This is a genomic window from Burkholderia sp. L27(2015), assembly GCF_009765705.1.
In the GTDB taxonomy this organism is placed as follows: Bacteria; Pseudomonadota; Gammaproteobacteria; order Burkholderiales; family Burkholderiaceae; genus LMUX01.
The window spans coordinates 13,739-34,705 of record NZ_LMUX01000007.1 but is presented as its reverse complement, the minus strand read 5'-3'; the positions used below and the strand labels follow the sequence as shown (position 1 = coordinate 34,705).

Sequence of the window (20,967 nt, the reverse complement as noted above, 5' to 3'; positions counted from 1 at the left end):
CAGGCCAAGGGTGTGTTGACCACGTTGGTCTATAGCGGCGTGCTCAGCTACGTGCTGCTGAAGATCATCGACATGGTGATGGGCATCCGCGTGAGCGAGGAAGAAGAGCGCGAAGGCCTCGATATCACCTTGCACGGCGAGCACGTCGAATAAGCGATTTTCCGGCATCGGTGCGCCACTGAGCGCACTGAAAGGAACTTCCGAGCGCAGTTAGCTCAATGCAGCACGCAGCCCCACATTTTCTCTATGTGGGGCTTTTTTTTGATGCTGACTCGGCCGATAAGGCCTAGTTACTGCTGCGGCAATAGCGTCAACAACCGACTGACAACCGGATCCTGGAATGAGCCCGCCCGCGAAACATGGAATACCGTGTCGGTCGTCGGCCGCTTGCCATGAAGCTTGACTTCACGAACCTGCCGCGCTTTTAACGCCGTCTTCAACGTGTGTCCCGGCACGATAGAGATGCCCCGGCCGGCGGCGACCAGCGCAATCGCTTCCTCGATTTCCGTGCAGTGCCCCATCGTACGCACTTGCTTGGGCATGCCATCCAGATTGGTTTCAAACCAACGCGCAAAAGTGGGCTCGCAATCGTCGTAAGTAATGAAGGCGCTATCGGCAATCCACTTGGCGGGATCGCGCGGCACGCGCTGGTCATATGGCGCGATCAAAATAAGCGGGTATTGATAGACCAGCGCAAAGATCAATGTGTTCGACGGTCGAACCGTATAGGAAAAGCCGACATCGGCGCGGCCGTTAGCCACCGCGCTGCACACATCGTCGTCGCTGCCAAAGCGGAGATCGACCACCGCGCGAGCAAACTCTGCAGCCTGCAGAAACGGCGTCAACACGTAACGTCCGAACGAAGAGCCCGTGGCCACGCGCAGCACGGGCCGTTGGGAACCCTCGTTGCCTTGGGCTGCGGCTTGCAGGGCATTAAGCTCACCCATGAATTGCCCGCAAATGGCGAACAACTGTTCGCCTAGTGCGGTCGGCAGCACTTTGCGCCCGGTGCGCTCGAACAATGCGGCGCCCATCCACGTCTCGAACTGTTTGATCTGATAGCTGACGGTCGAGGGGGTGATGTGCAGCGTCTCAGCCGCGCGCAGGAAACTGCCCGTTTCGATCGCAGCAATAAAGGTCGGAAGGTATTTGGTGCCGGCGTGCATGGTGCTATTTAATATCAAAAATTCGATCTATTCAATCGAAACATTTCGCTGGATTCGAATTAACGGCGTGGCTAGACTGGGTGCAAATCGAGGAGATTGTCATGACAGAGCGCGAGCCACTCCACACTGCATCACACCATCCGCTGATTGATCTCGAGCAGCGCGTCTGCGCCCACAACTATGCGCCGCTGGCGATCGTGGCCAGCCGCGCCGAGGGCTCTTGGATCTGGGATACCGAGGGACGTCGTTATCTCGACATGATGAGCGCGTATTCGGCCGTCAGCTTTGGTCACAGCCACCCGCGCCTGGTCGCCGCGCTGGTCGAACAGGCCGGAAAACTGGCCGTGACGTCGCGCGCGATTCACTCCGATCAGTTGGCGCCTTTCTTGTCCGAGCTGGTCGCGCTAGCGGGCTTGGATTTGGCGTTACCGATGAATAGCGGCGCGGAAGCGGTGGAAACCGCGATCAAGGTCGCTCGCAAGTGGGGCGCTACGCTCAAGGGTATTCCCGACGGCCGGGCCGAAATCATTGTGTTCGACAACAATTTCCATGGCCGCACGACGACGATCATCAGTTTTTCGTCGCACTCGCAGTACCGGGCCGGGTTTGCGCCATTGACGCCAGGTTTTCGATCAATTCCGTTTGGTGATATCGACGCACTTCAGCAAGCCATTACGCCGAATACCTGCGCCGTGTTGATCGAGCCGATTCAGGGCGAGGGTGGCGTCGTCGTGCCGCCGATCGGCTATCTCGCCGCTGTCAGGCGGTTGTGTGACGCGAACCGGGTCATGCTGATCGCCGACGAGATTCAGACTGGTTTGGGCCGCACGGGCGATCTGTTCGCTGTCCATTATGAGCAGGTGAAACCTGACGGCCTATGCGTTGGCAAAGCATTGGGCGGAGGTTTGTTGCCCGTGTCCGCGTTCGTTGCGACTCAAGAGTTGCTGGGGGTGATGCAACCCGGCGATCACGGCAGTACATTTGGCGGCAATGCATTGGCCGCGCGCGTTGGGCGAGAGGCGCTGGCGGTATTGGTTGAAGAGCGCTTGGCCGAGCGTGCCCAGGCCTCTGGCCAGATGTTGCGATCCGCCTTGGATGGGGCGCGGCATCCGCTTGTGGCCGAGGTTCGCGGCCGTGGCCTGATGCTGGGCCTGCGGCTCGTCGATAGCGTGAAGGCGCACGACGTGGTGGAGCGGCTCGGACGAGCCGGCATCATCACCAAAGATACCTATCAAAACACGATACGGCTTTCGCCGCCGTTAAATACGGATCAAGCCGACTTGCAATGGGGCGCAGCACGGTTACTTGAAGTACTCGATGAATTCATCGTACCGGAGCCGCACCGCTCGAACGCGATGGCCGCAGCATGAACATTACTTTGCATGGCCAACCAGGAGCTGCGATGAAACAGAGCCGCCCGATTGCTTGGATTACCGCGGAAATTGGTGAAGGGGCTCAGGAAATCGAATGCAAATACGGTCCGGCCGCGCTGCGCCAGCGCTTCCATGAACATTCAAAAACGGCACCCGCTCGAGCCGCTGGGCAAGTTGTCGAGCAGGACGCGTTGAATGCGAAGGGCTGGCGTAGTGTGATATCTAATCAGGCGTTGCTGGACGTCAGCAAGCTCGCCGTGGTTGCGGATTTTACGCCCAGGCTTGCGAACACGCTTAAGGACGCGGTCGGCCAGGGGCATTTTCCGGTCGTGATCGGGGGCGACCATTCGTGTGCGATCGGTACCTGGAGCGGGGTCGCCGACGCTTGGCGTGCGCACGGCAAAATCGGCCTGATCTGGATCGACGCGCATCTCGATAGCCACACGCCCGATACCTCCGACAGTCAGGCGCCGCATGGGATGCCGTTAGCCGCACTGCTGGGCCACGGCGATACGCAGCTCACGCACGTATATGAATGGGCGGCCAAGCTTCAGGCCGACCACGTGGTGGTGATCGGCGCGCGTAGCTACGAAAGCGGCGAAGCGTCGTTGCTGGAGCGCCTGGGCGTGCGTGTGATGAATATCGACGAAGTCAAAGCGCGCGGTATGGCGTCTTGCATGACCGAGGCGATCGGTATTGTCAGCCGCGGCACGGTCGGGTACGGCGTGACGTTCGACGTGGATGCGCTCGATCCGCGCGATGCACCGGGCGTCGGCTCGCCGGTTGAGGACGGTATCAGGCTCGCGGATGCAGTTGAAGGCCTGGCGGTGGCTGCCAACGATACGCGCCTGCTCGGTTTCGAGTTGGTGGAATATAACCCGACGCTCGACGATGCCGCCCTCACCACGGCCGCAGCGTGCGACGCTTTGCTTGCTGCGGGGCTTGGTCGGCGCGCCCAATGGCTGCCAGCGCTGGCCACCGCGCCAGCCACGCAATGCCCGGTGATCTTATCGGCGTGATCCGACTGTTTCTTTGCACTGACTCTTTCCACGGACGGGTCCGCACTGCATTTCTTCAAGCCTGCGGGCCGATCAAGTCGACGCTGTCGGCGCCGGGTTTATCGAGCGCGTCAGAAACGGGATACCACGTGAAGTGTTCAGCGGTGAGTGCCTGCGTGTTTGCCAGGGTGGCAATTGCAGGCAGCGGCTGGCTTTGATCAAGCCATGCGCGCGCGTGCGCGGCGGCCAGCACCAGCGGTCGCCGGTTATGCGGATCGATCAAACCGCCTTCCGGATGAGCCGTCACAATCACCAGTCCGATTTCGGATGGCGCCGGAGTACCAAGACACGCATTGCTTAGCGCGGCCAAAAACATCGGGGCTTCGGCCTGCAATCGAATGTAGTATGGCTGCCTGCCCCCCTCGTCCTGACGCCATTCATACCAGCCGTCGGCCGGCACAATCACCCGCCCGTGCTGCCAAAGGCTTTTGAAGTAGGGTTCTTGCGACGCGCTTTCAACCCGCGCGTTGACGGTGTGGGGCAGGCCGTCGTGGGAGGCCCACGCCGGCCGATAGCCCCAATGGACACGGCGCAGTGTGGCGTCGGAAAAAATGGCAACCGGGTGACTCCCTGGAGCGAGATTGAATCCCGGCCGCTGATCCGCCGTATCGAATAATAAGGCTGCATTATCCAAGCCTAGATATTCGACATAGTGTGCTGGGCGACTATATTGAGCGATACGGCCACACATGCGACGATCCCCCTATCAGTGGAATGCCGGGTTCCGGTTCCGTCGTGCGCAGTGTAAAACTTTGCGGCAGTGCTGAAAACTGTCGCTTTTCCGTAGGATGCCACTACGCTGTCAAACTAAATCATTACTCTCTTTGCTACGATCGGGAGGAAGGCGCCGGGCTCTCAGTTATATACTTGGCGCTTCCCAGTCCCGCAAAAGGGAATACCGATTTTCCGTCCGTCGTATCGCCGTCCGGCGAGGTTTTTGAGGCTGCCATGAACGACATGATGTCAGATGCTCCGATCGAAGCAGATCCTTCGGCTCTGAAAAATAGCGAACCGGAACATGCCTACCTTGGGCGCCAGCCTATCCTCAATCGTGCCGGCGCGCTTATCGGTTTCGAATTATTGTTTCGCTCGGATGTCGTCAATCGTGCCAGTTTTGTCGACGATGGACAGGCGACGGCCGACGTGATTACTCGTGCCATCGGCGAAATGGGTCTCGACGCCGCGCTCGGTTCGCACCTTGGATTTATCAACGTCCGGGGCGATATGCTGGCGGACGAAAGCTTGCGCGTGATGCCGCCGACGCGTTTCGTGCTGGAAATTCCCGCCCAGGACCTGCAGGACCGAGAGCATTGGGAACGCTATCAGGCCTTGCGGGAAGCGGGCTACCGATTGGTGCTGGACGATGTCGTCGAGCGTTCCGATGCGCTCATTGAGGCGCTGCCTTACTTCGATTACATCAAGATCGACTTTGTGCGTTGCCCAAAAGCGCAAATTGCGGCATTGGTTGTTGAACTCAAACACCACGCCAAGACGCTGGTGGCGCTCAAAGTCGAAAGCCAGAGCGAATACGCGCTCGCCAAGCAGTTGGGATTCGACTTGTTTCAGGGCTATTACTTCGCCAAGCCTGAAGTTTTGTCGTCAAGGCGAGCGAATGCCTCGCATATTGCGCTGTTGAGACTCCAGGCCTTGCTGCAGGCCGACCCAGGTATTCACGAACTCGAGGTCGAGCTCAAGCTAAATCCGACGGTCGTGATGCACTTGATGCGCTTGGTGAATTCGAGCGCTTTCGGGCTCGGGGGTAACGTTTCCTCGGTGCGCGAAGCGATCATGGCCGCCGGCATAAACCGGATTACGCGCTGGACGCAACTGCTGCTCTACGCGGATAGCAACGGTCTGCCGATCGGTTCGGACCCGTTGGTGCACCTTGCCGCCGTGCGGGCTCATTTCATGGAGCTTGCCGCTTCGCGCCTACATAACCACGATCGGCGCTTGCTCGAGTCCGCCTTTCTGACTGGCGTGTTTTCGCTGATCGACGTCGTGTTCGGCGGGGCGATCGAAGAAACCCTGCGGGGCCTGGCATTGGCGATGCCGATCTGTGAAGCGATTTTGCAGCGGCGCGGGATACTCGGCCAACTACTCACGCTCGCGGAAGCGGCTGAGCGCGGCGATCAAGTGACGATTGACGAGTTGTGTGAGCACTTACCGCCGCTATCGGCAGCTACTGTCGCGGAGGACAATATTGCTGCGGCGGTACTCGAAAATCAACATACCCGAAGCGACGAAGCGGAAAGTGCCGCTGACAATGAATGAGCCCGGTCGACGCGTGGCAGAACTCTGCCGTCGGCCACAAGCTTTATCGAAGATAGGCGAGCGCCCTAAACGCATTCTTTAAAGCAATTAACTACCATTGTAGCGACGATAGACGCTTTTAAAGCGAGTGCCTTCGACCACGCCATAATCGCCCGGCGCGTATTGCAATAACCAATCCCCTGCGGCACCGCTTAAAACATCGCCCCCGGCCGAGCGAGCTGCGGTGAACGCTTCTTGCATCTGCTTGGCCAGCACTGGGACGGGGCAGTTACGGTAACGTCCCGCCAGACCGTGACTTAGGGGCGGCATGGGCAGGTATTTTTGATCGAACCGGCCTCGCGAAACGCACCATCGATCCCCTGTCGACCCCGTGACCAGTGCGTCACCGGGTATGTAGCGGTTGGGCCCCTCGCGGCTCATCAATTCGCCGACCGTTTCGGCAAATCTGACCTCGACGACTTCATTCTTAATAAATAAGGCGGCTTGCGGATCGCCGGTTAAATCGATGTGCGTGAGCGTTAGCATTGATTCTGCAGAGTGAGATTTCGAAAAATAATAGAATGCCTGTAAACCCCGCGGTAGAGCGTTATTTATTGACATACTGAATGGGTTCGAGCGACCGATGACGGACAATTGATGCTACGATGCTGACGATAAACAATTGGTAGCTGGGACAGGCGAATCAGCCGGTAACTCGGAAAGAACCTGCTCGTAGCAGGCGTGGATTGAACCGGTCGTACATACCCCCTTATCTAGGATCAAAAAATGGGTCAACTTTCGGAGGTCGACAACTATGAACTTGCCGACGACCGACACCGGATCCGCGAGCGGTTGCAGATCGGCAGCGTGCTGCGTGATGCGATGAGTCGGCAGTGTTTTGTCAACATCGAATGCGAACGCGGCGTACATCTGGTCACCACTATTTTGGAAGTGAACACGGCCGACGGTACCTTTGTTTATGATTGGGGTGGCAGCGAAAGTGCGAGCGCTGCGCTCAAAGCTTCGCAAATCATACGTTTCTCCATGTCGTTGGGTGGCGTGCCCGTTTCGTTCACGATTCATCAGGCGGACGAGTGCGAATTTGAGGGAAGGCGTGCGTTCGAGTCGAGCTTCCCCGAAGATATCCTATACATTCAGCGACGCGAATATTTCCGTGCCCGCGCGAAGATAGCGATGCCTTTCCAGTGTGAAGGGACCCTCCCGGACGGCCAGAAGGTCAGTTTGAGTGTCTACGATCTTTCGTTGGGTGGGGTGGGACTACGTTCCAAAGACATTACGCCCGAGGTTATGCCGGTCGGCAGTGTTATTCGCGACGCATCCCTGAACTTCGATGAATACGGCACCATCAAGGCGCCTATGAAGGTTGTTACGTGCGTGCGCCTCGGCAACGACGTCAAGCCATGGCACCATTTTGGGTGCGCGTTCCTTAGCTTGGGAAGTGCCGAACCCATGGTGCAAAAAATGGTTTTTGCGTTAGAGCGGTCGACTAAAAAGAAATAAACGAGAAATAAACGTCTAACCTGACAAGGCATTGCCGATGCGGTTCTGATCGGCGGCCTTTGTCTGTTGCAACTCGCTCTTGAATGTTGTTCGTTACAGCGCCCCCCAATCTTTTCGCTGCTTGGGTCCGCGGGCTGACGCTGGCAATGCCATTTCCGTTAGGAGCAACGCATGGTTTGGCGGCTGAGATCGTTTGCGGGCGACAGTTCCGGTATCGCCGCGCTTGAGTACGCAGTGCTCGCCGGCATAGTGGTGAGCGCACTGATTCTCGCTGCTGTGGCAATAAGTGGCGATAGCGGCGTCTATGCCGTCGCGTTCCAGTCCATGTGGAACAAAATCAGCGGTGCGACCGGCGGCACCTGATTAGAACCCTAGCGCAATCGCGAGCAGTCCGCTCACGACGCCGATTGCAACGACAGCCGCGACTATGCCCGCGATCACTCGTGGCGGAAACGCTTTTCGGGTCATGACAAGCGAGGGCAGGCTGATCGGCGCGAGCGTCATAAGCAGTGCGCCCGCAGGCCCAACGCCCATCCCCAGCAAAAGCATTGCCTGGATAATCGGCACTTCGCCCGCAGTAGGGATAACGAACACAGTGCCGGCAATCGCCATCGCGACGATCCAGCCGAGGTGATTTCCAATTGCGGGACTGACGTGCGGAAAGAGCCATGCTCGGGCTGCGCCCAGCAACAACACCAGCACTATATATTCCGGAATCAGCCGGACAGTCATTGAGCCCAGCTTTTTCAACCAGCGGGAGAACGACGGCGCTTGATCCGGGTCAGCCAGACTGAGATCGAGCTGGGCTGTGGCGATTTGCGCTTCTTCGGGCCGCACAGCGCGATTAACCCAATAACCTATTCCGAAGACCATCATCAAACCCAAGCCCAGCCTTAATCCGGTCCATTGCCAGCCTAGCACGAAGCCCATAAAGACGAGTGTCGCTGGATTAAGGATGGTGTTGCCTAGCCAGAATGCCAGCGCGGCGCCCACGGATGCGTGGCTCTTGCGCAAACCCACTACGACCGGCGCGGCGCAGCATGTGCACATCATGCCCGGGATCGATAAGAGACCGCCGGCGGCGACGCTGCCGAAGCGCGTCTTGCCCAGCACGTTGGCGATCCAGCGGCGTGGCAATAACTCCTGAACGGCCGAACCCAGCAGCAAGCCCAGTACCATCGCCTGCCAGATAGCCTTGCCGTATGCCCATGCGTAGTCGAGCGCTGACTGGAATGAAGGTGTTGGCGCTTGGGCGGCGTCGCCCATCAAAATCGAGTGGCCGATCGAATGATGGGACTGAGCGACAAAGGCGCGGTTGTAATAGGGAAACCACTTGACGTAAAACAGCCCGATCACTGCGATGAGGAGGAAAACGATGATTCCTGTCAGTGGCGCTGGGCGGCTTGTGGGAGTGTGGGCAAGAGGCATGATCGTCGTCCGTGTTGACTGCGTTGCGCGATGGAGCAACGCGCCTTGCGTGAGTGGCGCCGGAAGGCGCCGCTCACGTGAATTTCGGCGAAGTTTAACATTTTGGTCGGCGCATGGAGCAGTCGTTCCGTCCGGGCTCCTTGAGGCTCGGAGCAAATGACTGAGTAGAGACTTGAGACCGCGGTACGAAAATGTGCCAAAACACAGAACCCGATGTCGGATGGCGTCGCAGAAGCACAGTCTAAATAACGTCCTGCCGACGCGCGATCAGCCGGTCAGAAGACTATCTAATGCTGAAATGCAGATGCTCAAATCGTGGGACGTTTTCGATCACGAGCGCTGTGGTGATTACCGTTATCACTAGCAGACACGCGACAGCCAGTCCGCCTTTCCATTTTTTCGAACCGCGGCCTTTCTCACGATTGCGGACTTCCTCTTGTGTGACCGATGTGTCAGTCGGGTTGTCGCCATTCGACGGGGCATTGATTATTGCGCGCAGGCTTTTTATTTCGGACAAAAGCCCATACACCAATTCAGTTTGGGCCTTGAGCGCTTGCCGTTCCGATTCCGCCTCAGCGAGCTTCGACCGTAGATCCGCGATCATTTGATTGAGCTCGGTCTTTTTTTGATTGAATAGCTGCAGGGCGACATTTTCTCGCGTAGCGCCGTCCCGATGGCGACTGCGAGCCGTTCCCGGCGAGTCTATGAATGTATCGCGGGGAGTCGTCGTCGCTGAGGAGCCGGCCGAGCTGGCGGTTGCGGTGGCCGCGGAAGCGGCAGATGGCCGCAAACCTTCGATCAAAATGTTGTAGTAGTGCGTTGCGTCATCTTTAGACATTGCCATCCCTCATGGACCCAAGGGCTCGACTTTTCTCCCGGCTGGCAAAGGCTGGTCCTAGGCGAAAAGGCTATGGGTCAAAATAGAAGGCGGATTATGTTTAGGAAAAAGGAGCGCAATGCGCACGGCAAAAAAAATAGGACAGGATTACGATTGCCAGCGTTTGAGCCAAGTCAGTCCATCGCGTGTTCCGTTGCGTGGCCGATACTCGCATCCGACCCAGCCGGCATAACCCAATTCGTCGATCAGCGTCAGCAAGTAGGGGTAATTGACTTCGCCGTCGTCCGGCTCGTGGCGGCTAGGTACTCCAGCGATTTGGATGTGTCCCACGTTAGCCATCGTCGCTTTGAGCGTGGTGGCCAGGTCACCTTCCATGATCTGGCAGTGGTAGAGATCGAATTGCACCTTGAGGTTCTCGGCCCCGACCTCTTTGCACACGGCGTGAGCGTCGTGTTGATAATTCAGGAAGTATCCAGGCATATCGCGGCTATTGATAGGCTCGATCACGATCGTCACGCCGAGTGTGCGAGCTTGTTCTGCTGCGAAGGCGAGGTTTTCGACATACACCGCGTGATGCCGGGCGCGGTCGTTGGCGTCGCCGAGTATGCCTGCCATTACATGCAGCCGGTCGTTACCGAGCGCAGCGGTGTAAGACAACGCTTGCTCGATGCCGCTGCGAAACTCGGCCTCGCGTCCGGGCAAGGATGCAATACCGCGCTCGCCGGCACCCCAGTCGCCCGGCGGCGCATTGAAGAGCGCCTGGGTCAGGTCATGTGCGTTGAGCCGGGAAGCGATTTCAGGCGCCGGAAACTCATAAGGGAACAAAAATTCGACGGCTTTGAAGCCATCCTGGGCGGCGGCTTCGAAGCGATCCAGGAAATCGAATTCCTGATACATCATGGAAAGGTTAGCTGCAAAACGTGGCATGACGAGTCTCGTTGTTCAATTAAAGTAAAGACGCAATCACCAGGTTGCTCCGAATGCCCGACTTAATTCGTCGAGTTGCGCTGGTGTCAATGGTATCGACCGCTCGCCGCACAGCCGCCACAGGCGAGCGGTTTCTTCCAGCTCCTCAAGGGCCCACGAAGCTTGCGATACGGATGGCCCCCAAACCACCGGACCGAGGCGCTCAAGCAACACCGCGTTGACATTGCCGGCCAATGCGCGAATCTGTTCGGCGACCTCGGGTGCGCCCGGGCGGTGGTAGCAAATGAGTGGGACGTGCCCGACTTTCATGACGTAGTACGGCGTGATCGGGGGCAGCACATCGTCAGGTCGCCAGACCCCCGTCAACGTCAAGGCGACCAGATGGGTGGAATGCGTGTGGACGACCGCATGCGTGTCGGGATTGCTTTCATAAATGGCGCGATGCAGTGCGAGCGTCTTTGACGGTTTGTCGCCGTCGATCCATGTGCCATCGAGGCCTACTTTTCCGAGCTTGGCTGGATCGAGCCAGCCCAGGCAGGCGTCTGTGGGCGTGATCAGCCAGCCATCGTCGAGCCGGGCGCTGATGTTACCCGCCGAGCCGGTTGTATAGCCGCGCTGATAAAGGCTGGCGCCCACCCGGCATATCTCTTCGCGCACTGCGCTTTCTTTCGATGTGTTCACGATGCTTCCAACGATGGTTGCAATAGGCGCAGCGCCTTCATAAAAAAATCCGGAGCGCCGAAATTGCCGGATTTCAGTGCCAGCGCAACGGGGCGATCACCCAGCGACACGGTCCACGGGACGCCTGGGTCGATTTGCATACCGATGCGCAACGCAGTGACGCCCAGTGCCAGAACGACCGCGCCGGATGTCTCGCCTCCGGCGACCACGAACTTGTTCACGCCGTCGTCGGCCAAGAGACGGGCTATGGACGCCAGAGCCCGTTCCACTTGAGCGCCTGATTCGGCCGCGCCAAGACGTTGTTGAACGGTTCGAACTTCTTCGGGTTCACTCGTCGCGTAAATCAACACGGGTTCTTCCGGCGGTAGCGCAGCCGCAAATGCGATGGCGTTTTCGACAACCGGTTCGCCGTCGGCCAATGCCATCGGATCGATTTTATAGGCCGGTCGCCCCGACGTTTTCCAATGCGCGACTTGCCCGTTGGTCGCGCGCGAACAACTGCCGCTGAGCACCGCGGCTCGCCCGCGCAGCGCTGGTAGGCGGGCAGCGTCGGCCGCGGCTGGCAAAAGCCCGGCGCGCTGAAAATTGCCGGGAAGCCCCAGCGCTAGTCCCGACCCTCCGGTCAGCAGAGGCAAGTCTGCGCACGCTTCGCCCAGGGAGTACAAATCGCTGTCGCTAATTGCGTCGGCGATTGCGATCGCGACGCCTTGCTCGCACAGGGCTGAGCGCGCAGCTTTGATCGCGGCGTCGCCGCGCGCGATCGTGTCAAAGCGTAGCAATCCAATCTTGCGCTCGGTTTGACGCTGAAGAACCCTCACCAGATTCGCATCGGTCATCGGCGTGAGCGGATGATGTTCCATGCCGGATTCGTTCAGCAGCGTATCCGCGACAAATAAATGACCTCGGTATACCGAGCGGCCGTTTTCGGGAAAAGCTGGGCAGGCGATCGTGAAGTCAGTTTGCAATGCGTGCATCAACGCGCTTGTCACCGGACCGATATTGCCCGCGTTTGTCGAGTCGAAAGTTGAGCAGTATTTGAAATAGAACTGGCGACAGCCATGCGCGCGTAGCCATTGCAAGGCCGTCAGCGATTGCGCGACCGCTTCGTTAGCGGGCACAGTACGCGATTTGAGCGCAATCACGACCGCTTCGGCGGGTTGGTCGAGAGACACAATCGGTATACCGATGGTTTGTACGGTACGCATCCCCCCACGCACCAGCATATTGGCGAGATCGGTTGCGCCGGTGAAGTCGTCCGCGATGCAGCCTAACAAGATCTTATCGGTCATTGGCCATTACGCTAGTGGAGAAGACTCGGTAGCCGGGGGCAGGTGGGGTTACCCAAACCTGACCGCCCCGTGTTCTCGCAGATCCTTATCGGAACTCGTCAGCCATGCTCAGGCCGAATTTTCCGCCATGAATGTACGGATTACGCTATCGAAATCAGTGTCATAAACGAAGCCCAGTGCCCGCGCATAGTCTGCGCTGAAGTTGCCCGGCCAGGAATTGACGATGCGCTCGATCGCAGGGTCGCGCTGCGGGATAATCAATTCCGCCGCTGTATCTCCAGCGACGCGTCGCAGCGCGTCTATCATGGCGCCCACCGAGATCGACAGGCCCGGCATGTTGATTACGCGGCCAGCGCCGAGTTCCTCTGGCGGCAGTTCGTGGCCATGAATGAGGTTTTCGATCGCACGTGCCGGCGACATCAACCATAAGATGGACTCCGGCGCGACCGGGCATACGGTAGCAATACCGTTTACCGGTTCGCGGATAATGCTGCTCGCGAAACTCGAGGCTGCTTTATTCGGCTTACCGGGACGTACCACGATGGTGGGCATGCGCAGGCTGCGGCCATCGACGTAACGTCGACGGCTATAGTCGCTGAGCATCAAGTCTGCCATCGCCTTTTGCGTGCCATAGGAGCTTTTCGGTGCCCACACCTGATGATCCGGAACTGTCTCGGGCAATGCGCCCCCAAACACCGCGACCGAGCTGGTCATGACAAAACGAGTCGGCTCACCCATCGCTCGAATGCGATCGAGCAAAGCACGGGTCGCGTCGAAATTGATGTGCATGCCCAGATCGAATTCTTGTTCCGCGTGACCAGAAACAATGGCTGCCAGATGGAACACGCTTGCCGTGTCCGGGCCGATCAGGCTGGCGAGTTTCTCCGGTTCGCGGATGTCGCCCGTCACGACGTGGACGCGTGGGTCGACGACGCCTTCCAGGGGAACGACATCGAAGGCGGTAATGCGCGTGATTCTTTCCGCATGGCCGCTGTGACCGGTCAGGGTCTCGTGCGCCAACAGCGCCGCGATGAGGCGTCGGCCTAGAAAGCCGGCGGCGCCCGTCACCAGAATATGCATGTTGTCTCCGTTCTAACGACGCAGGTTTTGGATTGCGTTCTTATTTTCTAAAGTATTCGTGATGATATTACATGTAACGCCGACCGAACCATTGGCTACATGGCTTGAGACAGATGCGCGTGCGCGGTGTTGCGCCCTCCTGCAGGAAGAGGAACCACATCCTCTTGCCCGCTGCTAGGACAGGTGCGTGGCGTAGCGTCGCTCCATCCAGATTCATTCTCTGCGTTAATATATAGAGACACCCGATGATATCCATGGAGATAAGCATGACCGATTCAAATTCCACTGCAGCAAATTCCACCGTTGCAGTGCGTCGCGTGGCTTTCCTCGGTTTGGGCGTGATGGGGTATCCCATGGCGGGCCATCTGGCTCGCGCAGGTCACCAAGTGACGGTGTATAACCGCACGTCGGCAAAGGCGCAGCAATGGGTCCAGGAATATGGCGGCAAATCGGCGGCGACGCCCAAAGACGCTGCGAACGGCGCGGAAATCGTCTTTGCTTGCGTCGGCAACGACGACGACTTACGCGGTGTCACACTTGGCGAAACCGGTGCGTTCGCTGGCATGGCTAAGGGTACTGTGTTCGTCGATCATACGACTGCGTCTGCGAATGTGGCGCGCGAACTGTTCGCTGTGGCTCAGAAGGCAGGCCTGCACTTCATTGATGCACCCGTGTCGGGTGGCCAGGCGGGCGCGCAAAACGGCAAGTTGACGATCATGTGCGGTGGGGAAGCGGGCACGTTTGAAGACGTACACGCTGTGCTTCAGCACTATGGGTCGGCTGTTTTGGTGGGCGAGTCGGGGGCTGGCCAGCTCGCGAAAATGGTGAATCAGATTTGTATCGCAGGCGTCGTTCAAGGATTGTCCGAGGCAATCAATTTTGGTGAACAAGCCGGACTCGATATGCCGCGTGTGCTGGATGTGATCGGCAAAGGCGCCGCCGCTAGTTGGCAGATGCACAACCGCGGTGCGACCATGCTCGAGAACAAGTTCGAATTCGGCTTCGCGGTAGACTGGATGCGCAAGGATCTCGGATTCTGCCTCGACGAAGCTCGCCGAAACGGCGCGGCTTTGCCAGTGACCGCCCTCGTGGACCAGTTTTATGCGGATGTCCAAGCCTTGGGTGGTGCGCGCTACGACACTTCCAGTTTGATTTGGCGCTTGCGCAAGCTCACGCGCGACCAAGGTTAATATTGAACTGGAACCACTCGATGCGTCGCGGGTCTGGCGTGATCGAGCGGGTTGAAAGTCCGTGCGAGGGCGGAACCCACGCTTTGCCGCGAGACTTGCCTCTTTTCCTTTGGCGGCCGCCTATTCTGGCAGTGGCGACTCCCCACCGGCAGCTAGCACGCTGATGAGGGTGTCTCCCAGGGTCACCTGTTGCCCAGCTCGGATTTTGGCTGTTTTACGCGACTCCTCGGTACCGTCGACACTGACAAGCCCCATCGCCACCATCGCCTTGCCGGCGCCGCCGCTGTCAGCTAACCCGCATAGTTTGAGTAATTGGTGCAGTTCGATGTAGTCACCCGTCAGGGTAAATTCAAGCTCAGGCATGGAGTCCTTTCGGGTGGTTGCGATATTCGACACATAGTTTACCCGAGCGGTTAGGGAAAGCTCACGTATTGCAAGGACTGGCAGGTCGCAACAAAAGCTCGTATGCAGACTTTGAGGCGCGGTACGGCGTCGATTTTCGCGACCGCTTCGACGAAAAATTGCACTCCGAAAATGGCCAAGTGTTTCAATCCGCAGGGATTTTTTTGAGCCTGTCATAGAGGTGTCAAATACCGCTTGCACATAACGATAGGGGTGGTTAGAATTCGTCTCCCTTGAGTCGCTAAGCATAAGTAGCTGGCGATCAGAGGGAGCCGCAAACCGGTGCTGGGCATGGGTTTGCGGGGGTCGGCAAGTTGGAGGTGAAGTAAAAAAACTTGTTGACGAGTTGATGGAAGCGATAGATAATCTCGCTTCTCTGCTGCAGATGCAGCGGCGCGGTAAAGGAAGGCGAGCAGCAATGTTCGGGTTCTGAAGCTAGCGAAACGATCTTTAAAAACTTAACAGTCGATAAGTGTGGGCGCTTGATAGCGAGGCACTGACCGGGCTCTGGGTCTTTGGACTTTAGAGTGGGTCAGCAGCAAAAGTATCAAGTCTCACACAGAAGTAAAGGTGGGTTACGAGCAATCGTAACTTGTCAGTATTTTGAGTGAGCGACCTATTCGGAAGAATAGAAAACAGTAACAGGGTTTGAACTGAAGAGTTTGATCCTGGCTCAGATTGAACGCTGGCGGCATGCCTTACACATGCAAGTCGAACGGCAGCACGGGGGCAACCCTGGTGGCGAGTGGCGAACGGGTGAGTAATACATCGGAACGTGTCCTGTAGTGGGGGATAGCTCGGCGAAAGCCGGATTAATACCGCATACGCTCTACGGAGGAAAGCGGGGGATCTTCGGACCTCGCGCTAAAGGGGCGGCCGATGGCAGATTAGCTAGTTGGTGGGGTAAAGGCCTACCAAGGCGACGATCTGTAGCTGGTCTGAGAGGACGACCAGCCACACTGGGACTGAGACACGGCCCAGACTCCTACGGGAGGCAGCAGTGGGGAATTTTGGACAATGGGCGAAAGCCTGATCCAGCAATGCCGCGTGTGTGAAGAAGGCCTTCGGGTTGTAAAGCACTTTTGTCAGGGAAGAAAAGGTTTGCCCTAATACGGTGGACTGATGACGGTACCTGAAGAATAAGCACCGGCTAACTACGTGCCAGCAGCCGCGGTAATACGTAGGGTGCAAGCGTTAATCGGAATTACTGGGCGTAAAGCGTGCGCAGGCGGTTTGTTAAGACGGATGTGAAATCCCCGGGCTCAACCTGGGAACTGCATTCGTGACTGGCAGGCTAGAGTATGGCAGAGGGGGGTGGAATTCCACGTGTAGCAGTGAAATGCGTAGAGATGTGGAGGAACACCGATGGCGAAGGCAGCCCCCTGGGCCAATACTGACGCTCATGCACGAAAGCGTGGGGAGCAAACAGGATTAGATACCCTGGTAGTCCACGCCCTAAACGATGTCAACTAGTTGTTGGGGATTCATTTCCTTAGTAACGAAGCTAACGCGTGAAGTTGACCGCCTGGGGAGTACGGTCGCAAGATTAAAACTCAAAGGAATTGACGGGGACCCGCACAAGCGGTGGATGATGTGGATTAATTCGATGCAACGCGAAAAACCTTACCTACCCTTGACATGGTCGGAATCCTGCTGAGAGGTGGGAGTGCTCGAAAGAGAACCGATACACAGGTGCTGCATGGCTGTCGTCAGCTCGTGTCGTGAGATGTTGGGTTAAGTCCCGCAACGAGCGCAACCCTTGTCCTTAGTTGCTACGCAAGAGCACTCTAGGGAGACTGCCGGTGACAAACCGGAGGAAGGTGGGGATGACGTCAAGTCCTCATGGCCCTTATGGGTAGGGCTTCACACGTCATACAATGGTCGGAACAGAGGGCAGCCAACCCGCGAGGGGGAGCTAATCCCAGAAAACCGATCGTAGTCCGGATCGCAGTCTGCAACTCGACTGCGTGAAGCTGGAATCGCTAGTAATCGCGGATCAGCATGCCGCGGTGAATACGTTCCCGGGTCTTGTACACACCGCCCGTCACACCATGGGAGTGGGTTTTACCAGAAGTAGTTAGCCTAACCGCAAGGAGGGCGATTACCACGGTAGGATTCATGACTGGGGTGAAGTCGTAACAAGGTAGCCGTATCGGAAGGTGCGGCTGGATCACCTCCTTTCTTGAGCGCGCTCTCAAAGTTGAGCGCTCACGCTTATCGACTGTTTTAGTGAAAGACAGAAGTCAATCAGGGCCTGGGGTCTGTAGCTCAGCTGGTTAGAGCACCGTCTTGATAAGGCGGGGGTCGATGGTTCGAGTCCATCCAGACCCACCACTCTAGCGTGCTGCGGATCGTATGTTCGAGTTGCGGGACATGGGGGATTAGCTCAGCTGGGAGAGCACCTGCTTTGCAAGCAGGGGGTCGTCGGTTCGATCCCGTCATCCTCCACCACTTACGCGTTGTGTGCTGCAAGCGATGCGTGCCTGATTGAAAAAACCCTGATGTCAATATTTAGTGCACAGCACGTTCGGTGAGCGTGTTGTGCACTAACGATTGAGTTGGTCAGTGCAATATCGACTGTCGTTCTTTAACAATTTGGAAGAAGTAGTAAAGTTTATTGGAAGCGCTTAGAGATGGGCGTGGAAGATAAATGGGTTGTGATTGTATCAAGTATGAAAAGTTTATCGAAAGATGACTTGGAATACGGCACAACGCGATAACTCAACCTATGGTGAGTGTGTTGAGAGACACACTTGTTATAGGGTCAAGCGAATAAGTGCATGTGGTGGATGCCTTGGCGATTACAGGCGACGAAGGACGCGATAGCCTGCGAAAAGCTTCGGGGAGCTGGCAAATGAGCTTTGATCCGAAGATGTCCGAATGGGGAAACCCGGCCCGTATGGGTCATCCTAGACTGAATACATAGGTCTAGCGAAGCGAACGCGGTGAACTGAAACATCTAAGTAGCCGCAGGAAAATAAATCAACCGAGATTCCCAGAGTAGTGGCGAGCGAAATGGGAACAGCCTGTATTTTTTAGCACGACGGTTAGCAGAACACTCTGGAAAGTGTGGCCATAGCAGGTGATAGCCCTGTATGCGAAAGCCGATGTGTGGAACTAGGGATACGAAAAGTAGGGCGGGACACGTGAAATCCTGTCTGAAGATGGGGGGACCATCCTCCAAGGCTAAATACTCGTAATCGACCGATAGTGAACCAGTACCGTGAGGGAAAGGCGAAAAGAACCCCGGGAGGGGAGTGAAATAGATCCTGAAACCGCATGCATACAAACAGTAGGAGCCTCGTAAGGGGTGACTGCGTACCTTTTGTATAATGGGTCAGCGACTTACATTCAGTGGCAAGCTTAACCGATTAGGGAAGGCGTAGCGAAAGCGAGTCCGAATAGGGCGTCTAGTCGCTGGGTGTAGACCCGAAACCAAGTGATCTATCCATGGCCAGGTTGAAGGTGCGGTAACACGTACTGGAGGACCGAACCCACTAATGTTGAAAAATTAGGGGATGAGCTGTGGATAGGGGTGAAAGGCTAAACAAACTTGGAAATAGCTGGTTCTCTCCGAAAACTATTTAGGTAGTGCCTCGTGTATCACCTTCGGGGGTAGAGCACTGTCATGGTTGTGGGGTCCATTGCGGATTACTACGCCATAGCAAACTCCGAATACCGAAGAGTGCAATCACGGGAGACAGACATCGGGTGCTAACGTCCGGTGTCAAGAGGGAAACAACCCAGACCGCCAGCTAAGGTCCCCAAATATTGCTAAGTGGGAAACGAAGTGGGAAGGCTAAAACAGTCAGGAGGTTGGCTTAGAAGCAGCCACCCTTTAAAGAAAGCGTAATAGCTCACTGATCGAGTCGTCCTGCGCGGAAGATGTAACGGGGCTAAGCAATATACCGAAGCTGCGGATGCGAGATTTATCTCGCATGGTAGGAGAGCGTTCTGTAAGCCTGCGAAGGTGCATTGAAAAGTGTGCTGGAGGTATCAGAAGTGCGAATGCTGACATGAGTAGCGATAAAGGGGGTGAAAGGCCCCCTCGCCGTAAGCCCAAGGTTTCCTACGCAACGTTCATCGGCGTAGGGTGAGTCGGCCCCTAAGGCGAGGCAGAGATGCGTAGCTGATGGGAAGCAGGTTAATATTCCTGCACCGTCGTTAGATGCGATGGGGGGACGGATCGCGGAAGGTTGTCCGGGTGTTGGAAGTCCCGGTCCCTGCATTGGAGAAGGCACTTAGGCAAATCCGGGTGCGCAATTCAAGGGTGTGGGGCGAGTGACTTAGGTCACGAAGCAATCGGAAGTGGTTCCAAGAAAAGCCTCTAAGCTTCAGTCTAACGAGACCGTACCGCAAACCGACACAGGTGGGCGAGATGAGTATTCTAAGGCGCTTGAGAGAACTCGGGAGAAGGAACTCGGCAAATTGGTACCGTAACTTCGGGATAAGGTACGCCCTTGTAGCTTGACTGGCTTGCGCCAGAAGGGTGAGAGGGTTGCAATAAACTGGTGGCTGCGACTGTTTAATAAAAACACAGCACTCTGCAAACACGAAAGTGGACGTATAGGGTGTGACGCCTGCCCGGTGCCGGAAGATTAAATGATGGGGTGCAAGCTCTTGATTGAAGTCCCGGTAAACGGCGGCCGTAACTATAACGGTCCTAAGGTAGCGAAATTCCTTGTCGGGTAAGTTCCGACCTGCACGAATGGCGTAACGATGGCCACACTGTCTCCTCCCGAGACTCAGCGAAGTTGAAGTGTTTGTGATGATGCAATCTACCCGCGGCTAGACGGAAAGACCCCATGAACCTTTACTGTAGCTTTGCATTGGACTTTGAACCGATCTGTGTAGGATAGGTGGGAGGCTATGAAACCGGAACGCTAGTTTCGGTGGAGCCAACCTTGAAATACCACCCTGGTTTGTTTGAGGTTCTAACCTTGGCCCGTAATCCGGGTCGGGGACAGTGCATGGTAGGCAGTTTGACTGGGGCGGTCTCCTCCCAAAGTGTAACGGAGGAGTACGAAGGTACGCTAGGTACGGTCGGAAATCGTGCTGATAGTGCAATGGCATAAGCGTGCTTAACTGCGAGACTGACACGTCGAGCAGGTGCGAAAGCAGGTCATAGTGATCCGGTGGTTCTGTATGGAAGGGCCATCGCTCAACGGATAAAAGGTACTCTGGGGATAACAGGCTGATACCGCCCAAGAGTTCATATCGACGGCGGTGTTTGGCACCTCGATGTCGGCTCATCTCATCCTGGGGCTGTAGCCGGTCCCAAGGGTATGGCTGTTCGCCATTTAAAGAGGTACGTGAGCTGGGTTTAAAACGTCGTGAGACAGTTTGGTCCCTATCTGCCGTGGGCGTTGGATATTTGAAGGGGGCTGCTCCTAGTACGAGAGGACCGGAGTGGACGAACCTCTGGTGTACCGGTTGTCACGCCAGTGGCATCGCCGGGTAGCTATGTTCGGAAGAGATAACCGCTGAAAGCATCTAAGCGGGAAACTTGCCTTAAGATGAGATATCCCTAGGAACTTGATTCCTTTGAAGGGTCGTTCGAGACCAGGACGTTGATAGGTCAGGTGTATAAGCGCAGTAATGCGTTAAGCTAACTGATACTAATTGCCCGTGAGGCTTGATCCTATAACTGGTGTGTCTTGCAGCCAAAGTTAGTGCTTTGTCGGCCAGAGTTAGTGCTTCAGCACTTACTGCGGCCACACGCAAAGCGGCTTACTTAGGCCCAACCCCCGTAGGGGGTAGACAC

15 protein-coding genes, 2 tRNA genes, 2 rRNA genes and 1 pseudogene are annotated in these 20,967 nt (G+C 56.8%); 11 read left to right on the top strand and 9 right to left on the bottom strand.

The genetic code is table 11. The annotated features are described in order from the left end of the window. Positions 1-153 (top strand): annotated as a pseudogene (locus tag GSQ77_RS02005) (ammonium transporter); the annotation flags it as partial. Between the two features lie 137 nt (positions 154-290). Here GSQ77_RS02005 and GSQ77_RS02000 read toward each other — a convergent pair. Continuing rightward, complete coding sequence (locus tag GSQ77_RS02000) at positions 291-1,166, bottom strand: LysR family transcriptional regulator (protein ID WP_158898523.1); 876 nt, start codon at positions 1,164-1,166, stop codon at positions 291-293. Between the two features lie 101 nt (positions 1,167-1,267). Between GSQ77_RS02000 and rocD the strand changes: the two genes are divergently transcribed. Together rocD and GSQ77_RS01990 are read left to right on the top strand one after the other, a co-directional pair. Then, positions 1,268-2,536 (top strand): ornithine--oxo-acid transaminase, encoded by a 1,269-nt coding sequence (gene rocD, locus GSQ77_RS01995; RefSeq protein ID WP_158898521.1) that lies wholly within the window; start codon positions 1,268-1,270, stop codon positions 2,534-2,536. Positions 2,537-2,568: 32 nt separating this feature from the next. Further along, the gene (locus tag GSQ77_RS01990) at positions 2,569-3,558 is read left to right on the top strand and encodes an arginase (RefSeq protein WP_158898519.1); all 990 of its coding nucleotides are present in this window, start codon (positions 2,569-2,571) and stop codon (positions 3,556-3,558) included. 55 nt (positions 3,559-3,613) lie between these two features. Here GSQ77_RS01990 and GSQ77_RS01985 read toward each other — a convergent pair whose 3' ends face one another. Beyond that, positions 3,614-4,288 carry an SOS response-associated peptidase gene (locus GSQ77_RS01985; protein WP_158898517.1) on the bottom strand — a complete coding sequence of 225 codons (675 nt, stop codon included), beginning with the start codon at positions 4,286-4,288 and terminating at the stop codon, positions 3,614-3,616. Between the two features lie 257 nt (positions 4,289-4,545). Here GSQ77_RS01985 and GSQ77_RS01980 point away from each other — a divergent pair, with 257 nt between their 5' ends. Beyond that, positions 4,546-5,868: an EAL and HDOD domain-containing protein gene (locus tag GSQ77_RS01980; RefSeq protein WP_158898515.1), complete on the top strand. Its 1,323-nt coding sequence runs from the start codon at positions 4,546-4,548 to the stop codon at positions 5,866-5,868. An 87-nt stretch (positions 5,869-5,955) separates the two neighbouring features. Here the strand turns inward: GSQ77_RS01980 and GSQ77_RS01975 are convergent, their stop codons facing one another. Next, entirely contained in the window at positions 5,956-6,393 is a 438-nt protein-coding gene (locus GSQ77_RS01975) for a PGDYG domain-containing protein (RefSeq protein WP_158898878.1), read from the bottom strand. A gap of 240 nt (positions 6,394-6,633) precedes the next feature. Between GSQ77_RS01975 and GSQ77_RS01970 the strand changes: the two genes are divergently transcribed. Continuing rightward, the gene (locus tag GSQ77_RS01970) at positions 6,634-7,368 is read left to right on the top strand and encodes a flagellar brake protein (RefSeq protein WP_158898513.1); all 735 of its coding nucleotides are present in this window, start codon (positions 6,634-6,636) and stop codon (positions 7,366-7,368) included. Positions 7,369-7,539: 171 nt separating this feature from the next. Continuing rightward, the gene (locus GSQ77_RS01965; RefSeq protein WP_158898511.1) at positions 7,540-7,731 is read left to right on the top strand and encodes a Flp family type IVb pilin; all 192 of its coding nucleotides are present in this window, start codon (positions 7,540-7,542) and stop codon (positions 7,729-7,731) included. On the opposite strand, the gene GSQ77_RS01960 is transcribed toward GSQ77_RS01965, so the two are convergent. The 5 genes from GSQ77_RS01960 to denD form a co-directional block, all read right to left on the bottom strand. Then, the gene (locus GSQ77_RS01960) at positions 7,732-8,796 is read right to left on the bottom strand and encodes a permease (RefSeq protein WP_158898509.1); all 1,065 of its coding nucleotides are present in this window, start codon (positions 8,794-8,796) and stop codon (positions 7,732-7,734) included. A gap of 985 nt (positions 8,797-9,781) precedes the next feature. Continuing rightward, positions 9,782-10,561 carry a 2-oxo-tetronate isomerase gene (otnI, locus tag GSQ77_RS01955; protein ID WP_158898507.1) on the bottom strand — a complete coding sequence of 260 codons (780 nt, stop codon included), beginning with the start codon at positions 10,559-10,561 and terminating at the stop codon, positions 9,782-9,784. A gap of 36 nt (positions 10,562-10,597) precedes the next feature. Beyond that, positions 10,598-11,242, bottom strand: coding sequence for an aldolase (locus GSQ77_RS01950; protein WP_216854836.1), 645 nt, complete (start codon positions 11,240-11,242; stop codon positions 10,598-10,600). Further along, on the bottom strand, positions 11,239-12,531 hold the full coding sequence (gene otnK / locus GSQ77_RS01945; RefSeq protein ID WP_158898505.1) for a 3-oxo-tetronate kinase: 1,293 nt from the start codon (positions 12,529-12,531) through the stop codon (positions 11,239-11,241). Before otnK ends, GSQ77_RS01950 begins: the two co-directional genes overlap by 4 nt. A gap of 108 nt (positions 12,532-12,639) precedes the next feature. Continuing rightward, positions 12,640-13,611, bottom strand: coding sequence for a D-erythronate dehydrogenase (gene denD, locus GSQ77_RS01940; protein WP_158898503.1), 972 nt, complete (start codon positions 13,609-13,611; stop codon positions 12,640-12,642). 266 nt (positions 13,612-13,877) lie between these two features. Here denD and GSQ77_RS01935 point away from each other — a divergent pair, with 266 nt between their 5' ends. Next, entirely contained in the window at positions 13,878-14,801 is a 924-nt protein-coding gene (locus tag GSQ77_RS01935) for an NAD(P)-dependent oxidoreductase (protein ID WP_158898501.1), read from the top strand. Positions 14,802-14,921: 120 nt separating this feature from the next. On the opposite strand, the gene GSQ77_RS01930 is transcribed toward GSQ77_RS01935, so the two are convergent. Further along, the gene (locus tag GSQ77_RS01930) at positions 14,922-15,164 is read right to left on the bottom strand and encodes an RNA-binding S4 domain-containing protein (RefSeq protein ID WP_158898499.1); all 243 of its coding nucleotides are present in this window, start codon (positions 15,162-15,164) and stop codon (positions 14,922-14,924) included. Between the two features lie 689 nt (positions 15,165-15,853). Here GSQ77_RS01930 and GSQ77_RS01925 point away from each other — a divergent pair. The 4 genes from GSQ77_RS01925 to GSQ77_RS01910 all read left to right on the top strand — a co-directional run bounded on the left by GSQ77_RS01925 (position 15,854) and on the right by GSQ77_RS01910 (position 20,846). After that, a 16S ribosomal RNA gene (locus GSQ77_RS01925) occupies positions 15,854-17,384 on the top strand. Between the two features lie 76 nt (positions 17,385-17,460). Then, positions 17,461-17,537 (top strand) — tRNA-Ile (locus GSQ77_RS01920). A 41-nt stretch (positions 17,538-17,578) separates the two neighbouring features. Next, positions 17,579-17,654: transfer RNA gene (locus GSQ77_RS01915), tRNA-Ala, on the top strand. 311 nt (positions 17,655-17,965) lie between these two features. Further along, positions 17,966-20,846 (top strand): 23S ribosomal RNA (locus GSQ77_RS01910). Together the 16S and 23S rRNA genes with 2 tRNA genes alongside form the textbook arrangement of a ribosomal RNA operon. The last annotated feature ends 121 nt before the right edge of the window (positions 20,847-20,967 follow it).

Excerpts from the sequence above, each read along its gene's own strand:
- GSQ77_RS01990 (WP_158898519.1), top strand. The coding sequence starts at position 2,569 with ATGAAACAGAGCCGCCCGATTGCTTGGATTACCGCGGAAATTGGTGAA.
- otnK (WP_158898505.1), bottom strand. The coding sequence starts at position 12,531 with ATGACCGATAAGATCTTGTTAGGCTGCATCGCGGACGACTTCACCGGC.
- GSQ77_RS01970 (WP_158898513.1), top strand. The coding sequence starts at position 6,634 with ATGGGTCAACTTTCGGAGGTCGACAACTATGAACTTGCCGACGACCGA.
- otnI (WP_158898507.1), bottom strand. The coding sequence starts at position 10,561 with ATGCCACGTTTTGCAGCTAACCTTTCCATGATGTATCAGGAATTCGAT.
- GSQ77_RS01965 (WP_158898511.1), top strand. The coding sequence starts at position 7,540 with ATGGTTTGGCGGCTGAGATCGTTTGCGGGCGACAGTTCCGGTATCGCC.
- GSQ77_RS01980 (WP_158898515.1), top strand. The coding sequence starts at position 4,546 with ATGAACGACATGATGTCAGATGCTCCGATCGAAGCAGATCCTTCGGCT.
- GSQ77_RS01960 (WP_158898509.1), bottom strand. The coding sequence starts at position 8,796 with ATGCCTCTTGCCCACACTCCCACAAGCCGCCCAGCGCCACTGACAGGA.
- GSQ77_RS01985 (WP_158898517.1), bottom strand. The coding sequence starts at position 4,288 with ATGTGTGGCCGTATCGCTCAATATAGTCGCCCAGCACACTATGTCGAA.
- GSQ77_RS01935 (WP_158898501.1), top strand. The coding sequence starts at position 13,878 with ATGACCGATTCAAATTCCACTGCAGCAAATTCCACCGTTGCAGTGCGT.
- GSQ77_RS01930 (WP_158898499.1), bottom strand. The coding sequence starts at position 15,164 with ATGCCTGAGCTTGAATTTACCCTGACGGGTGACTACATCGAACTGCAC.
- rocD (WP_158898521.1), top strand. The coding sequence starts at position 1,268 with ATGACAGAGCGCGAGCCACTCCACACTGCATCACACCATCCGCTGATT.
- GSQ77_RS01975 (WP_158898878.1), bottom strand. The coding sequence starts at position 6,393 with ATGCTAACGCTCACGCACATCGATTTAACCGGCGATCCGCAAGCCGCC.
- denD (WP_158898503.1), bottom strand. The coding sequence starts at position 13,611 with ATGCATATTCTGGTGACGGGCGCCGCCGGCTTTCTAGGCCGACGCCTC.
- GSQ77_RS02000 (WP_158898523.1), bottom strand. The coding sequence starts at position 1,166 with ATGCACGCCGGCACCAAATACCTTCCGACCTTTATTGCTGCGATCGAA.